The 16,413-nt window shown below is 38.7% G+C and carries 15 protein-coding genes; 1 reads left to right on the forward strand and 14 read right to left on the reverse strand.

Going from position 1 to position 16,413, the window contains the following annotated elements; all coding sequences use genetic code 11:
• Window positions 1–248: 248 nt before the first annotated feature.
• Both F0361_RS09310 and F0361_RS09315 read right to left on the reverse strand, forming a co-directional pair.
• Window positions 249–1,025, reverse strand: a complete 777-nt coding sequence (locus F0361_RS09310; protein ID WP_154918188.1) for a hypothetical protein — start codon at window positions 1,023–1,025, stop codon at window positions 249–251.
• A gap of 15 nt (window positions 1,026–1,040) precedes the next feature.
• Complete coding sequence (locus F0361_RS09315; protein WP_154918189.1) at window positions 1,041–1,514, reverse strand: cupin domain-containing protein; 474 nt, start codon at window positions 1,512–1,514, stop codon at window positions 1,041–1,043.
• 159 nt (window positions 1,515–1,673) lie between these two features.
• On the opposite strand from F0361_RS09315, the gene F0361_RS09320 reads away from it, so the two are divergent.
• Complete coding sequence (locus F0361_RS09320) at window positions 1,674–2,576, forward strand: helix-turn-helix domain-containing protein (protein WP_154918191.1); 903 nt, start codon at window positions 1,674–1,676, stop codon at window positions 2,574–2,576.
• 164 nt (window positions 2,577–2,740) lie between these two features.
• Here F0361_RS09320 and F0361_RS09325 read toward each other — a convergent pair whose 3' ends face one another.
• The 12 genes from F0361_RS09325 to F0361_RS09385 form a co-directional block, all read right to left on the reverse strand.
• On the reverse strand, window positions 2,741–5,605 hold the full coding sequence (locus tag F0361_RS09325) for a PQQ-dependent sugar dehydrogenase (protein ID WP_211361148.1): 2,865 nt from the start codon (window positions 5,603–5,605) through the stop codon (window positions 2,741–2,743).
• A gap of 106 nt (window positions 5,606–5,711) precedes the next feature.
• Window positions 5,712–6,347, reverse strand: a complete 636-nt coding sequence (locus F0361_RS09330; protein ID WP_154918193.1) for a transglutaminase-like domain-containing protein — start codon at window positions 6,345–6,347, stop codon at window positions 5,712–5,714.
• 458 nt (window positions 6,348–6,805) lie between these two features.
• Window positions 6,806–7,840 carry a serine hydrolase domain-containing protein gene (locus F0361_RS09340; RefSeq protein ID WP_211361149.1) on the reverse strand — a complete coding sequence of 345 codons (1,035 nt, stop codon included), beginning with the start codon at window positions 7,838–7,840 and terminating at the stop codon, window positions 6,806–6,808.
• Window positions 7,841–7,858: 18 nt separating this feature from the next.
• Window positions 7,859–8,995, reverse strand: a complete 1,137-nt coding sequence (locus F0361_RS09345; protein WP_154918198.1) for an acyltransferase family protein — start codon at window positions 8,993–8,995, stop codon at window positions 7,859–7,861.
• Between the two features lie 19 nt (window positions 8,996–9,014).
• Window positions 9,015–9,608, reverse strand: a complete 594-nt coding sequence (locus tag F0361_RS09350) for an ankyrin repeat domain-containing protein (protein WP_154918199.1) — start codon at window positions 9,606–9,608, stop codon at window positions 9,015–9,017.
• Window positions 9,609–10,534: 926 nt separating this feature from the next.
• Entirely contained in the window at window positions 10,535–10,711 is a 177-nt protein-coding gene (locus tag F0361_RS18835; RefSeq protein WP_211361150.1) for a hypothetical protein, read from the reverse strand.
• A 93-nt stretch (window positions 10,712–10,804) separates the two neighbouring features.
• Entirely contained in the window at window positions 10,805–12,025 is a 1,221-nt protein-coding gene (locus tag F0361_RS09360) for an adenylate/guanylate cyclase domain-containing protein (protein ID WP_211361151.1), read from the reverse strand.
• A gap of 71 nt (window positions 12,026–12,096) precedes the next feature.
• The gene (locus F0361_RS09365; RefSeq protein WP_154918203.1) at window positions 12,097–12,774 is read right to left on the reverse strand and encodes a DUF6624 domain-containing protein; all 678 of its coding nucleotides are present in this window, start codon (window positions 12,772–12,774) and stop codon (window positions 12,097–12,099) included.
• Between the two features lie 435 nt (window positions 12,775–13,209).
• Window positions 13,210–14,082 (reverse strand): alpha/beta hydrolase, encoded by an 873-nt coding sequence (locus F0361_RS09370; protein ID WP_154918205.1) that lies wholly within the window; start codon window positions 14,080–14,082, stop codon window positions 13,210–13,212.
• 108 nt (window positions 14,083–14,190) lie between these two features.
• Window positions 14,191–14,955: a DUF6090 family protein gene (locus tag F0361_RS09375; protein ID WP_154918206.1), complete on the reverse strand. Its 765-nt coding sequence runs from the start codon at window positions 14,953–14,955 to the stop codon at window positions 14,191–14,193.
• A gap of 158 nt (window positions 14,956–15,113) precedes the next feature.
• Entirely contained in the window at window positions 15,114–15,818 is a 705-nt protein-coding gene (locus tag F0361_RS09380; protein ID WP_246160848.1) for a DUF4386 domain-containing protein, read from the reverse strand.
• Window positions 15,815–16,405 (reverse strand): hypothetical protein, encoded by a 591-nt coding sequence (locus F0361_RS09385; RefSeq protein ID WP_154918207.1) that lies wholly within the window; start codon window positions 16,403–16,405, stop codon window positions 15,815–15,817. The genes F0361_RS09380 and F0361_RS09385 overlap by 4 nt, the downstream gene beginning before the upstream one ends.
• Window positions 16,406–16,413 lie beyond the last annotated feature (8 nt).

Here is a 16,413-nt window from a genome sequence, read left to right on the forward strand (position 1 = left end):
CGTAAAAGTTCATTACATAAATGTATCCGTATGACTTTCAAATTGTTAAAAGATTGAAAGCTTATCGGTTTATATTGATATAATTAATAAGGTTGTAAATTAAATCAGGGAAATGTAGTGATTAATTCAATGAATCAAGGTCAATTCCATGTTAAAGTCTCAATTTGAGACAATAAAAAGTACTATACAAAAAAAAGCCCAAGAAAAATGGGATCACGTTGGTTCATGGATTCTCAATGAATGTACGGTTAAAACCCCCTGTTTATTTGGTTTTTCTTTCGGGAACCATCAAAACTATAATTCAGCAGTACCGTCCAGATGAAATCATCTTCGGGCGAAATTTCAGTATCTATGGCCTTGTTTACGATGGCGGTAACCGATAACGGAAAATCCTTTTTCCCCAGGGTCAGGAATCCGGCAGTGTAAAACCCCTTTAAGTCGTCTTGGGTGTGGTAATACGCCTGTGGCATGAAGTTGAGATACAGGTCATTTGAAATGGGAATGTTGGACACCGATGTGTTCAAAACCAGGAAATTGACCTGCTTGGTGCCCTCATCAAAACCGCGACCGTGTAAATAGAACATGCCCACGCTCCAGTTGTCCTTAATTTGATAATTGGGCACCAGCTCCCCGGCCAAATACCTTCTGGCCTCCAAAATATTTTCGGAGGCCCCGTTCCGTCGGATTTCAATGGTCCTAAAATTGAGAGCCGGATGGATTCCCGTGCGCAAGGAAAACCGTTTCTTTTCAATGGCCTGATACCGAAACCAAAAAAGCATGCTCCAAGGTTTGCCTTCCAGCGCAAAGCGCAGATCGGGCTCTATACTAAAGCGGCCTTTTCTGAACTTTAAATCGACCAGCATCGCCGGTTCTCCCAATGAAAAGGAAGGTATTAGGGCAATACCGTTATGGGTAAGACTTATCGTACCCCGTACCTCGTCCAAAAAATGTTTGGATTCTTGGCAGAAGACTTTTGAAAAGGCAAAAAGGAAAAAAAGTATGAACAGGTTACAGATGTTTTTCATCCTTAGTATTAAGACTTATTTACTTAGTTTTTCGGCTACCTTATCATAATATTCTTGGGTTAGCACTTCGGTCCAAGTGGTAGGTGAATCACCTCCATAAAGTGCCAAATAGGTTACATCACTATTTTTGGTAGAAGCATGCCAATGCTCCACATCTTTATCACATTTTATAATGTCACCTTTTTTAAGCACCATAGGCTCCTTCCCTCTTTCTTGGTAGTACCCTTCTCCTTCCACATAAATCAAAATTTGGGGAGATGCGTGTTTATGCCAATCCAAGGTTGAATTTGCCTTAAAGGTTGCCTTGGTAATGTTGTAGCCCAATTCCGCATCATCGTGAATGATTCCGTTTAACCAGGCTTCCCCAATATAATGGGTATTTGGTGCCTTATTCCCCTCGTTGAGGTAAGAAGAAATGGCATACGTTGAATTTTGGGCGTTAACACCTGCAAAGGCACAAAAGATGAAGAAGGAAATTATTTTTTTCATAATTCTAGAATTTAAATTTTTTGTCAGTGCAAAAATATCTAAGGATGGTACCCCATGTACTACCAAAATTACGGATATACATACCCGTATTACGGATTTTGGTAGTCTCACTTGATTATCTGTAAACCAATCGTTTATCTTTAACTAAAATTTAATTCCGTGGAAAACATACTTGAAATCAAAACAGTGGCAGATTATTTCAAATGGCGCAGTGCCAAGCCGTCCCATCCACTCATTGGTATTTTGGATTTTGGCAAGGAAAACGCTCTTCCAGATTATTCGTTTGATGGATTAAAATTTGACTGCTACGCCATCTTTTTAAAGGATGCCAAGAATTGTAAATTAAAATATGGTGGCGGGGACTATGATTTTGATGAGGGCTCCATGGTTTTTTTAGGACCTGGTCAGCAAGTGGGTTTGACGTATGACCCCGATTATGTTCCCAAAGGATATGCGCTGATATTTCATCCTGATTTGCTGCTAGGAAGCGAATTGAGCCGAAAAATGAACGAATATAATTTCTTTTCCTACTCCGTTAAAGAGGCGCTTCATTTATCCGAGAGGGAGCGCGGACTAATTTTGAGCGTGCTTGACAAAATTCAATATGAACTGGAACAGAACCTGGACAAACACAGTAAAAAATTGATCGTTTCCAATATTGAACTGTTGTTGGATTATTGTCTTCGTTTTTACGACCGACAGTTTTTGACCCGAGAAGTTCCGCATCAAAGTTCCCTAAGCAAGTTCGATTCCTTGCTCCGCGATTATTTGACCTCTGAAAAACCCCAAAAATATGGATTGCCTTCGGTAGGATATTTCGCGGATCAGTTGCATTTATCCTCCAACTATTTTGGTGACTTGGTCAAAAAGGAAACAGGGAAGTCCGCACAAGAGTACATTCGGGCAAAAATGATTGACGTCGCCAAGGAAAAGGTTTTTGACCCTAACAAGTCGGTGAGTGAAATTGCCTACGAGTTAGGCTTTAAGTATCCACAACATTTTAGCCGTTTGTTCAAACAGCAAGTGGGACATTCGCCAAAGGAATTTAGGTCGCTGAATTGATAACCATAAAAAAAGGCCGTCCAAAAAGTCTTATTTTGCCCTGCTGTAAGTTTGAGCCTGTCGAAACCGATTTTTGATTATCAGTAAATAATAATATTTCAACAGGCTCAATTTGACATTCAAAACTACGTTTTAAACGGTCTCTTTTTAATTCTACTTTTCCTTTATAAAGCCTCTGAATTTTTCTTGAACTCCAAGGTATTTATCTGTACGAGCATTTCCCCTTCCTTGGCATTTGGGTTCCTGACCACCAAATAGAGGTCATGGAAACCGTTTATATCCTTCACATCCACCGGGATGCTTTTTTGGGCAAGGGCCATTACGGACCTAAAACTGGGTTCCGGGCCTTTTTTTCCTCCAGCTTCCCACTCGCTTCTAAGGCGTTGTAATTCCTCCCTAAAGTTCAGTTCCAACGGCGCTATTTCTTCCGTGGTCGTGATCAAAGGTCCGTCCGGGGCATCCAAATGTACTTCGATAATACCGCCAATATCCTTGGTACGGGTGGAGGCCTCCGCATTGATGACCATTTCTGTAATACCTGTAAAATCGATGTTTTTATAGGATAACCATCCACCGTTCCTATTCATCTTTAAAGCCCTGTTAGGTGTTATCAACAATTTGGTGCCTTCGGCCTCGTCATATTGTTCCGAGGTGATGACGGGATTTCTCAAGGCGATAATCTTTTCGGAAGTGAGCGATTGCACTTTGTCCGTTCCCTTATCCGTATAGGCTACGCGCAAGAGGTAGCTACCTTTTCCATTTTCTTTTTGCGGTACCGTTGTGGTATAGCTTCCCGATAGCGGTATCCTTTTAACTTCCTGTTCCGGATCGTTGAGGCCCATTATGTAGTCCACGATCAATGCCGCATCTTGCTCACTCAGGTCCGGATGGGCGCTCATGGCATGCTCGCCCCAGATTCCAACACTACCACTGATAATCCGTTGGGCAATTTCCTTTTGCCCCTGGATATCGTTCTTGTACTTGGCCGCAACCTCCTGATAGCTGGGCCCAATGGAGCGGATATCCACGCGGTGACAGGAAAGACAGTCACTTTCATCGATCAGGGCCTTTCCTTTTGAGAGGGTGATCCATTCATCCGTACTCACGTGGTTCTGCGCAATTTCAATGGGGTCAAAACCTTCCGGGGCATAATCGAAGTTGACGGCTACTTCTTCCTCCTTGATGCCACCATCCGATACGGAGCCGTCTTCCTTGTCCGAAACCTTGATAGTATAGGTAAGCTGATTGTCCGGAAAGAAGAAACTTTGATTCCCTTCCACGATTTCCAAATCAATGGTTGGCGGTTCATTACCCGCGGTCACCTTGAACTGCTGTTCGTTGCTGTTTCCTTCACTATCCGTTACTTGTAGGTTTACGGTATAGATACCTGCATCTTCCAATATGATTTTAGGATTTGGGCCATCCAGACTTTGGGAAAAGCCACTATCCGAGGACACTGTCCATTGATAGGATAACGCGTCGTTGTCATAATCCATGGTGCCTTCCGAGGAAAGATTTAGTTCAAGTGGTACCGCACCTGCTTTTTTATCCGCACTGGCCTGGATGATCGGAATCCTATTGCCTCCATTGTACTGTACCCTTTTGATCTGGGCATTTTCATTGCCTCGAAACCATGCAGAGCCATATTCCAATACGTACAGGTCCCCATCCGGACTAAATTGCATGTCTATGGCACTTGAGAAATTCTCTTTGGGTAAAAAAGGCTCCATGGACACATAGTCCCCATTTTCATCCATCGTTACGGCAATGATCCACCCGCGCATAAATTCAGTAATCAACCATTTGCCTTCGTAATAAGCGGGGAAGCGTTTGTCCGATGCAGGGAAGTCTGCCTGACGGAACACGGGACCTCCGGTAGCGCTCCTACCAGCACTGCCCAAAAGGGGAAATTCCTCCGAATAGCCATAAGGGTACCAGAAAAATGCCTTTTGTGGTGGGGGCAACTCGGTAATACCCGTGTTGTTTGGAGAGGTGTTTATCGGTTTTTCAACGTCAAAATAGCCGTAAATGGAATCGGTTTCGTAGTCATAGTCGGCATACGGCTTGTTGTCCCCAATAAAATAGGGCCACCCGAAAAATCCTGGACCTTTGGCCTGATTGAATTCATCATGACCTTTGGGTCCTTGGTCCAAATCCTCGGAGGCATCCGGACCTACCTCGCCCCAATAAATAAATCCGGTTTCATTATCGATGGAAATTCTCCATGGGTTTCTATGCCCCATGGTGTAGATTTCTGGGCGGGTCTTGGGCGTACCCTCCGGAAAGAGATTGCCCTCAGGTATAGTATAGGAACCATCATCTTCTGGGTGAATGCGGATAATAGACCCTCGTAGGTCGTTGGAGTTTCCGGCCGTTCTTTGGTCGTCCGAGGTTTCATGTCCAGGACGTTCGTCCAGATTGGATGTACCTTGCGGCGGGTTTGCCGTATTATTACCGATAGTCATGAACAGGTTACCATTTTTGTCGAATACCATTCCACCCCCCGTATGGCAGCATACTTCGCGTTGGGCAGGGTATTCCAGTACCACTTTTTTGGTATCGTCCAGTAGCTTTCCATCCCTGTATTCCCATCGAGCCAAAACATGTTTGGGCTCATCCGGGTCGGCATAGAGCATAAAAATCCAGTGATTGTTCGCAAAATCCGGATGGGCGACAATGCCCATCAAGCCTTCTTCAGCGGTCCTGGTCTGGCCTTCCTTGTTGGTGTAGATGGTATTCACAGAAACATTCCCCACGGTTTTGACGATCCTGGTATCCGCATTGAAGGATTTGACGCCTCCTTTTCGCTCTACCAAAAGCATTTCCGTATCGTTAATAAAGGTAAATGCCATGGGCTCGTCCAATTCGCCGGGTTCCGTTAAAACGGTGGTCGTAAACCTGTTTTCTTCCGGTTTTGAGAGGTCCGCAACCGGTTTTTCATTGCAGGCAACCAATAAAATAAAGGAACTTAACGTGAGTTTAAACCACGGGAAAACCATGGTTTTACAGCTTTTTGAATCTTTTTGCATCGGTTATGAATTGAGTTGGTAAGGACTAAATGTAAATAAAAGATGTATTTGGAACACTTTCTGTTTAACCTGAAAACACGTGGTTTAACAATGATTTATGAAAGTTTTATAATTTAAATTCGGTCTTTCCCTTTTTAGTTTTGAAGATATGGGGGTAATGTTCCTCAATATTTTTTTTCATAAAATCGAGTGGCACGTCTTCAAAATATCCATAGTCGTCAGTATACTCCATGAAAAGACTTCCAGAATTGTTGTATTGCTGCAAGTAGGAACTATTATTGCCATCGAACTCTAAGGGTTCTACATTGAATTTTTCACAGAGCGACTTGTTAAAGGCAGGGGACATTTTAAGCCATTTGTCGTCAAGAAGCGCATTGACCATACCATGGGGTGTTAACTCGTTGGAACCAAATTTTTCCGTTAATCGCTCCACGGCAATATGGTTCTTAACCTTACCCAAATGCAATCTGGCCGGAATGCCCGCACCGCGCAAAAGGGAAATTAATAGAATGGATTTTTCTACACAGTTTCCCGTTGATTTTTGTACAATCGTGCTTGATCTGTAGTTTTCTTTAGAAAGGTTAATACCATAAGGGTCGTATTTCCAACCATCCCTGACAAGGGTATATAATCTAATGGCCTTCTCCTTAGATGAAAGGTCGTTAGTCAGCGACTTCTTTAGGAGAACGTCAATTGTAGTATCGTTGTAATCAAAAAAATAGGAGGAATTCAAGTATGTCATAAATGATTTTTGTACTGATACTTTACCAAAGATTGAAAAATAACTCAACAATATTTCCCAAAATAAAGCTAACCAATGCACCCCATATGGAAATACGCCCAAGATTGAAGCTATCCGTAAATGCCAACCAAAGGGACCAAGCCGAACAAATTAAAAAAATTACCTTGGCATATACCGGTAAAAAACTTTGAAAGACTCCCAGTATACTAAATAGAAAATCCATAAGTACCGAAAATCCAAAAAGGGCCAGTGCGAAATTCACCTTTTTATCTTGTTTCAATAAATAAATACCTGCAGCCAACAATTCTACACATAAGGCTAAAGACCCAAACTGACCATAATATTCCCTTTTAAAATAGCTAGATAGGCCAGTAGGAAATTCTACTTCCAGGTAAAAAATGATTCCTAGTACTATTGCTATTAGAACAAAAATAATAGCCGTTATCGTCTTCAAGATTTTATTCGTTTTGTCCACGACGCACTAATTTAACGATTCGATTATATATAACTTCGGAAATATTCCAATTATACCCTTTAAAATTAGTGGTATTGGTGAATTGTACGATTACAGCATCCATATCTTCATCATATTTTGCTATGGTCTGGTATCCTGGTACCAATCCCGTGTGGTTGAACACATATATGGATGCATATATTTCACGTTCCCCTCCCTTGAATACGGAGCCATCGTTAAGTGCCCTTAAAAATTTACCTACGTCTTGCGCAGTGGCCACCATTCCTTGGTCATCCGTTTTTAAGTCGGTATTGTAACCCTCATATCTACCACTCATAACATCATCTAAATCCACATCATTAATAGATGCAAAGGTATTTTTAAGTTTTAGAGGGTTTAAGATTTCCCTTTTGAAATAATGAAATTCACTTTCCCCAGTTACTTTTTTAATCAGTTCCGAGAGTAACAAATAATTGGTGTTGCTATATTCGTACCCTTTGCCAGGTTTAAACGTAGCCGGTTGATCCAAGATTAACGCTAGGTTTTCTTCGGGTGTTTCCTTTGGGTTTGCCCAATAATTAAATGTATCGGTGTAGTTGGGAATGCCACTTCTGTGCTGAACCATCATACGCAACGTGATTTCATCGGCATATTCGATTCTTCCAACCAATTCTGGAAAATAATCAGCCAAGGTGTTATCCAAGGATAGCTGCTTGGCTTCTGCCAATTTAGCAATTGCTACGGCATGGTAAAGCTTACTTACGCTCGCAATTTTAAACAAAGCATCTTTACGGGCAGGTATAGTGTGGTCCCAATCATGCCAGCCAGCTGTGTAGGTCTTTGGAGGTTCTCCGGCTTTATCCACATAGACTATGATGCCATCGAACCCTCTATCCAAAGCCTCTTCCACTTGTTCCTGTACCGAATTTGGTAATGGAACTATCCAAGCCCATACAATGGACCATGGTACGAAAAACAAGGAGATTGCAGTACTCATAAGCAAAACGATTCTAAAAATAGTATGAAGCTTTTTTTTCATTATTTTGACTATAAGTCTTTAAGATAGGGATTCATTTCCCGTTTTAAGGTTTTCTTTATCGAAAGTGTTTTGTATTTCAGGTAGATTTTTGTTGGGATTTGGTCTTATGTCCCATTTCAATCCGAATAAAGGCCCTACCAATGGAATTCTACGTATTAGGATTTCATAGATAAAAAAGCAGAGCGCCATAGTGAATATCGTAATGATAATAAACTTAGCGGATACAGGTATATCGAGCGGTAGAACTAATAATGCTCCCAAATACAAAGCGAACATATGAACAATGTAGATCGGATATGCCGCTTTGCTTAAATAAGTAAGTGTTTTACTAGGTTTATTTAAATAGGTATAACCCATTCCAAATACCCAGAGAATCCAACTTATAGATTCAAGGGACATTAAATACCCTGGTGCTTCGGTGGCATAAACGTAATATCGAATCCCATATAATATGGCAGCCAAGCCAAAATACCCCCATTTCCATTTTAAGACGGTTTTCCAAAAATTAGTGCCACTATACATGAGCATAAAACCAAAAAGGAAAGCCAGCAATCCTAAAAAGAAGCCATGCCAAGTTTGGGCGTACATTGCAAAGGGCTGAGGTTGTAGTATATACGTTTCCAACATGAAGAAAAGGGCAATGCTTAGTGGTCCCAAAGGATGATTCATCACTTTGGACAGTACTTTTTGAAACGTACTATTCTCGTATTTTCTTAGCAGAAAAAATAACGGCATCAATAGTAGTACATAACAAAAGATATTTCCTAGAAACCATAAGTGGCCCACATGTGGAAAATAGTTTGGGGAAATTTTGTAATAGCTTTGAAAAATGTACATGTGAAGCGGTGTAATGGCCACGATTCCAAAGAGAAAAGGTAATAGAATCCTTTTGGAACGTTCCCAAACCAATTGCTTCCAATTTCTTTTTTTCATGGCAAAATAAACACCCATGCCGGAAACGAAGAATAAGAATGGAATGCGCCAGACATTGAGCAGGGTCATTGGCTTCCACAGACCCTCCCATGAATCCTCACTTCTAATAAATCCCAAGAACATGGCCCAAGGTTGAAAAACAATGGCTATATGGTAGATTAGAAGCAGGCCAATGGCAATGACCCGCAACCAATCAATGTCGTATCTTCTTTGTGTTTTCATTGTAGTGGATTAAAATGTCCTATTGCAACATCATTGCAATGACTGGACGTGTTTTTTCTATTTCGGCAAGATCTAACTGTAGGCCCATGGGAGCCAACTGTTGCTGTAACATTTCATAAATGGGCTTAACTTCATTATAAGGCCCCATTACCGATTCCCTAGCAGTAGCTCCAAAGCTGTTTCTTAGGGATTTGTCCGCATTGGCATCGATTAAGAGTTGTACCATTTCTACTCTTCCAAAAAAGGCGGCAACATGTAAAGCAGTAGCACCATCGTTGTTTTTAAGGGTAAGATCTGCTCCCGCATCAATAAGTTTTGCAGCGATGTTTCCTTTGTCAAAAGTTACTGCGGTAATCAACGGTGTGGAACCACTCATGGCGTCTTTTTTGTTGATGTCCGTTCCAGAAGCAATGTGTTGTTCAACTACTTCTGCATTATTCGATAATATGGCCGTCTGTAGGTCCATAGTAGGTTTAGGGACGCTTTTTTCATTGGTAACAGCTGTTGTTACTTTTTCCTTGTTAGCCGATTCACCACATCCTGTTAAGAATACTAACATAAGAGCGGAGATACCTACTCTGTTTTTAAACGATTTGAAAGAACTTGTTTTCATGACTTTTGTTTTAAGATTATTAATCGATTTATTTGATGATACAAAGGTCGATGAGGTCTTGAAGCAAGGTTTACAAGCTATGCGGAATCATATATCAAGTTTCAGGAGGGGATAAAAACTATGGTGAATTCATATAAATTATGACGCAATTCAGGATTTATGACCCAGTGGTAAGCTATTTGTGGAAATACTGGAATTACCTATTATTTTCTAATATAGATATGGTAAAAATGACACAACTGATCGTTAGATAGTCGCATAAGTTTTATTGAGAGGGCAGGACCCATCTTTCTTGATAATATTTCCAAAGACTAACTTAGAGTCTTTCAATCGGCTGCCGAGTTGTAGCTGGTCAATAGAAACTGTTGCTTAAAATCAAAAATAGGATTGAATTATCCGGAAAAGTTCATTCGTATAGATTGCCCTAGATTGCCTTATATTGGCCATTATTTTCTTAGAATATTCCTCGATAAACTCTATTGAGGTTTAGCCGCGGCAGGGTTCTAGAAAATTAATCTTAATACAGGGTTACTGGGCTACACACTGGTACGATCAAAAAAATAGAGATTAACTGTGGTGAGACAAAGGTGGCGCACCTTTAAAGTGCTATAGGTAACCAAATGAATTCAAACATAGACCATTGAGCACATAGTGCTTACATTTCCTTAAGTTGGGTAATTGAAGAATAGTTCAATATCAACTCCAAGCACAAGCCTAATAATAGCAACAAAAAGAGACAAACGCTTTAATTCAAAGGGGTTTGTAAAGGCTAACCAGAGAGCTAGTAGTCCACAACTAGCTAAAGTTATACTACCAAATAAAGGCACGATGCTGTTGAACAGACCAATCTGATTAAAAATTGGGTCTAGTAAAGCTGTAAATCCAAAAAGGGCTAAAGCAAAATTTTTTTTAAGTCCAAAAAAAATTTAATAACCCGCAATTACAAGTTCCAAACTAATAGCCAAAGGGCCAAATTGGTTGTAGTATTCCTTTTTGAAATAAACCTCGAATCCTTCCGGAAATTTAATCATTAAAAAGAAGGCGGCACTCAAAATAACACCGAGAACTGTAAGTAATATTGAACTAATTTTTCTTTTTTTCATTAGGTCGTCTTTGATATTTATTTCAGAACTCGATGTATACTATCTTTACAGCTTTTACGGGTATTGAATCTTTTACATTTGTTGTTTTACAGTTTATTTTATAAAATACATTTCCAAATCCCCTTTTCCTTTCGCGAAAATCTTTCCACGAGAAAGACAATTAAAATCATTTTTAACTAGTTCATAAGTAGATGAGGAGATATTGATTTTACCTGCTTCACTGGCCGATTCTATTCTGCTAGCGGTATTTATAGTATCTCCAAAAAGGTCGTACGCAAACTTCTTTTTGCCTACAACACCAGCTACTATAGTTCCTGAATGTATCCCAACCCGCATTCTCCATTTTATTTTATGGCTCTTATTTCTTTCCTCAAGGTAGGATAGCATTTTTTGGGCTGCTTTAATGCAGTTGACAGCATGGCTGGTAATTTCTTCTTCGAGCCCACAAGCAGCCATGTAGGCATCACCGATTGTTTCAATCTTTTCAACTCCTGTTTTCTCCATTATATCATCAAATCTTCCAAAAATATCGTTGAGCTCATTGACCAAAGTGATTGGTGACATTGATGCAACTAGATTTGTAAAACCTTCAAAGTCAGTAAATAGAATTGTTACGTTTTTGTGCCTTTTTGGAATTGTTTTGCCACTTTCTTTTAAATCCTTAATAATGTTAGCAGGTAGAATGTTATGCAGAAGATCATCTGATTTTTTCTGTTCAGCTATAAGGGATTCCTCTGACCTATCAATTAAAACAGCTAAACTCCATATAAGTGCAAGACAAATGAATCCAGTTATACTGATATTGACCACTTGTGATAAATAGGTGTCTACTCCATTATAATGGGCATTGATTTTTGTTTGAAATATTACACTGACTATTAAAGTTAGGCAAGCCAGCGCGCTAAAACCATTAGCTAATTTTCTTGCTTTTCTAGGAAATGTCATGTGAGGAAGGATAATCATCAGGAAGCAAATTACCACAACCCCTGAAGAATAGCCCAAAAGATAGAGAAAAAGGAGAATTGATATATATCCTGTTATAAAAAGCCATGTAGATGCCAAAACACGCCGTCCCTTTTTATTCCAAAGTAACACCGCTAGAAATAGCAATCCTAATAAAGCATTGTTCATGTAAATTATAGGTGCCTCCATAAAATAAATGGAAAGAAGTAACCAAAGGGCATGAAATAACGCCCCAAAAATGGCAGCCATATTCGTTACTCGTGTATATCTACTTTCGGTAATAGAAAAGTCTTTATAGGTGCCAATATCAACTAGTCTTTGAAAAAATCGAGTTTCATCTATATCATTCATTGACATTGCTATCTTCTTTATTTAAAGGTCAAAACGATTGCCGTTTAAAATTGGTCAAGTTAGAAATATAATTATTTTCCTTTGTTTCGTTGACGTTTGAATTCTTCTGTTCTCTTAATTTGCTCTTCAAGGTCCCATTCAAAATCAAATCTATTCTTTAGAAATATGGCGATGGAGTCAAGTCCAATTTCGGTTCTTCTTTTATCGATATTTTCTGGATCTAAAACAGGCCAAAGATTAAAACTCTTAGATTCTGGATAGTACTTCATTTGGCCACCATAAATTTGTAAATCTCCCCTTTCGGTTGCTGTTCTATCTTCTGCTCTTACTAAAAATCGAGGTTCTAGTTTCCTCTCTTTTACAGCTTGCCTCATCATTGGTAGATACTGTATATGAATCTTATTGTCTGAATGTTGTAGAACATTGCATATGGTCCAATTTCCTTGTTCCCCCGCCATTTCTTTAGTAGGCCAACCATAGGTATCCAAAAGATGCTTTACTTTTCTTTCATTATCGACATGGTTTTTCTCGTAAACAGCCTGCTGTTCTTTAACCAATTCTGAGTCAGCGCCATATATTTCCATAAGTGAATCTCGCAATGTAATTGGACGCTGTTCAGTTTTCCAGATGGTATCTAAAACAGCAATAAAATTTTCAGGGTTTTTCACTGTTCTTGAAATGCTTTCTGAATTGGTTTTACTAGTGCAATTCATTGCTAATAGTAGACTGATTAATAAAATATATTTCATTTTGTACAAATGTGCTATCCTGATTATTATTTAGGTGTACGTTGTTCTCATTACTTGTAGTACTAAGTCCGATAAAATTTTTGATAGTATGGCAATCAATAATCCTCGTTTCCAAAAAAAACATCCGAATACAAGGTCTAATATTAAACTGCTTATTCCGATAGGAATTATGTCAGTATGAATCGATTTATTTAAGTTTATTCCGGAATTTCCAGCTTCTATATTTAGTCTTTTAACTTCTCTACTGAAGGGGATGTTGATGAGCGCACCTAAAATGAATAGAACGAGATTTGTTAATGAAGTATGCCATCGATGTTTTTTAGCCTCTTCTGTATTTCGTATGATTGATGATTTAAATGTTTTTTCATTCGAGTGCCATTTGATTTAAACCAATACTAATAGTCAAGCTGAATGATACGTCCAGAAAGGCATAGGTCAAAGTAAATTAAATTGATTTTTAATTATTACTTCTTCAATGATTCGGTTTTGGTTTTTGCTCTGAACGTGTTTTGAATCAATTAGTAAATTATCCATTGTCAAGGATGGAAAAATCCTTTTTGCTCTTTTTAGCATTTTCTTACCTGGAAAAATAATATCATGCTGGGCAGCAAAAATTGTAATCGGCGTTTTAATATTGGCAGCATTCTTCGCATCAATCACGGGTACTGGTGTGAAGTCCATGTCAAACTCCAAAAACACTTTTGATAAGTATTTGAAAGCAAATTCATCCCTATCGGTGAATAGTTCCGCTAAAAACTTCTCAATGTATTTTGGTTTTCTAGTCTTTATGAAACGTTTCATCGGAATGAAAATTTTGAACAATGCTTTTAATGGATTGCCATTTACGATGTAAGCTGGGGCGGACAAATAGACTCCAGTAATCCTACTTTCATCGTATTCCAGCGTTTTCAAAATCACTAATCCGCCAAAGGAGAAACCTGCCATTGCTACTGAGTCTAAATTTAGGTTTTGGATTAGTTCAATCACCCATTTTCCATAAGAATTATCTTTCATACTCAAACGGGTGCCAGCACTTTTATTTGGTTGAGCCAGAACATCAATAGAATATACTCGATGTGTTTTATGTAAGTTTGGATACGTTTCTAAAGCTATTGGTGCACAGCCATTTGAGCCATGCACTAAGATTATTGGTGGATTAGTCGAATTGCCAGTTGCAATTACGTTTGTTTCACCAAAAGATGTATTCACCTTCAGAAATTTATGCGCAATTTTGAGTTCCTTTAGCTTTTCATCATATAGATGTAAAATAGCTTGTTTTCCTTGTTCTGTTTTGAAGAATGTCTTCATGATCTTTTGTAGGTTGCTACATCAATACAGGTGTAATTTTTTATACTTCAACTGATTGCATTCAAGTTGTCGCTAGTATCCCATTTTTTAGAGTTATTATTTTTCTTTTTAGTCACCGGTTGTCGTATTAATTTCTTCTATGATGAGATTTCCTAGTTCCGTTAACTCGCTATATTGTTCAATCATCGTATCAAACTGCCACGCAGCTAGACTTATGACATTTCTAAAAGCAGGTTCTGCTGTAAACTCAAGGAATGCTTGGTCATATTCAGATTGAGGTGTGGCTTTGGTTGCTAGGGAATCTAATGGCATGAATGCAGAAGCCAACATAAGTGACCTATCGAATTGCGAATCGAGGTAATTTTCTTGGTATACGGCATATTGATTGTAATTTCGCTCATTTTCCGCAATGATATCCACTAAACCGTGATATTTAGCCAATAGTGAATCAAGTTTGGTATTATTTATTTTTCCATAAAATTCAGAGTTTTTCAAAGATTCATACCCCCCCGAATTTGGTTTGAAATAGAAATCGGCAAAAGCAGCCCCGCTTACTTTGAATAAAAAAAGATTCTCTTTTTCGGTCTTATTTAAAATGCTATTGCGTGCTTCTTTACAGATGTCTGAAATTTGTTTTCGTCCTTTTGTTAATCCTGCTAGTTGTTCTATATCTTCAGCCGTATGAGATTTAATTTTAGTCAAATATTCATGTAAGGAATCCTTATCCTTAATCGACTGGTTCCAATTGTTTATCTGTATCGCAATTAAAATTCCAATGACTACTAGAACAATTTCGCCTAACGCATACTTCAGGTACTGCGTTTTCTTATTGTCTAAAATTAACTTATGCCGAATTTTTCTAAATAATTTCATAGGTTAACTCAAATTAGCCGCAATGGTCTCTAGTAAGAAAAGTACGGTTTTAGAACCGTAAATCTTTCATCCGAGAACTGATTTTTGTCGAATGTCACAATCTTTACTTAAAACTTTCAACCGTTTGTTTTTTAACCAATGTTATATGCCATTTTAGTTTAATTTTTCTCGTTGATTGGCCTTATTCCAAAAATTAGTAAATATCCTATCATCCAGAATTCTCCAATGGTTGCGGGTAGCATAAGAAATCTATTGAAGCTAAAATCAATTCCTGCGTAGCGTATAACAGTGCTAATCAGGTAGCCTATACCACCTAAAATAAGAACTCTTCCTAACCAGATAGGCAACCTTTTTGACTTAATAACAATGTATCCCATTGGAAATAACCAAAGCCCAAAAAATAGACCACCAATTCCCCAAGCATTTGAAATCATATGTTGAAGTATCTGAATTAGTAGAACTTTGTCTTCCGTAATACTTATATCGGAATTTGCAATACCTATTGCTGAGGCTATTGAAATTGCACTTATCATTATGGCTACGGCATTCACCATGCCCCATATACCTATCGTCCAAGCTTCCCATTCATAATTGTCCTTAAATAATTTGAAAAACCAAACAGCGGTGAGTGCCTGTGATAGTACGATAGCAAACTCTAACAGTAACCTAATTCTTGCAGTCGATTCCAATGCTACCAAATTCGATAGCGTTTGTTCAGGATTACCGGATACGAATATTTGAGAATGAAAGACCATAAATCCTAGAATTCCTGTAATAGCCATCATTAAATACCATATACCGGTTGTTCTCGCTATCTTAATCATACGTGTTTGTTCATTATTTACAATCATTTTTGCTTTCATTTAGGTTTTGAGTATTCGATTAATTCCTCTACGTAGTGAAATTCACCTTGGTCTTGGGTTAGTTTTATGAAATTTTTCACGGCAGGAGCATACAACCAAACTTCTGTTTCATTTGCATTGTAACCCCTGGAATTGGTAGTCTTGCCAGAATATTTAATGGTGTATGCCATAAAAGTTCCGGCTTCAACTGTTTCTTCTTTGAATGATAGTACTTCGGCAGTTTGACTTTGATTTCCCGTAGTTCCATCTTGACTAGTCCAATTATTCTCATATTTCCACTTTTTGCCAATTTCAAGAGGCCAGTCGTACTTAGGTGTTTCACTTTCATCTGGTTTAGCAATTTCTGCAATTGGAATGGTATCTTTACCGATAGTCATTCCTAAAACTCCATCATAACTTACGACTACCCTTGTATCTGTTCCTTCTGAGCGTACTTCTCCTTCAGTAGTCATACCCTTGTATTTCCAGACCCATTTTTCACCTGCCGTATAATCAGCCGGTGTTGGTTGTTCGGTTTTTGTATTGTATTGGTCATTGCAGGCACTAAGAATCATTAATGCCAATGGTATTGCAAATAGACTTTTCATTTTCTTTA

The sequence above is a fragment of the Maribacter flavus genome, assembly GCF_008386635.1.
Classification (GTDB): domain Bacteria; phylum Bacteroidota; class Bacteroidia; order Flavobacteriales; family Flavobacteriaceae; genus Maribacter; species Maribacter flavus.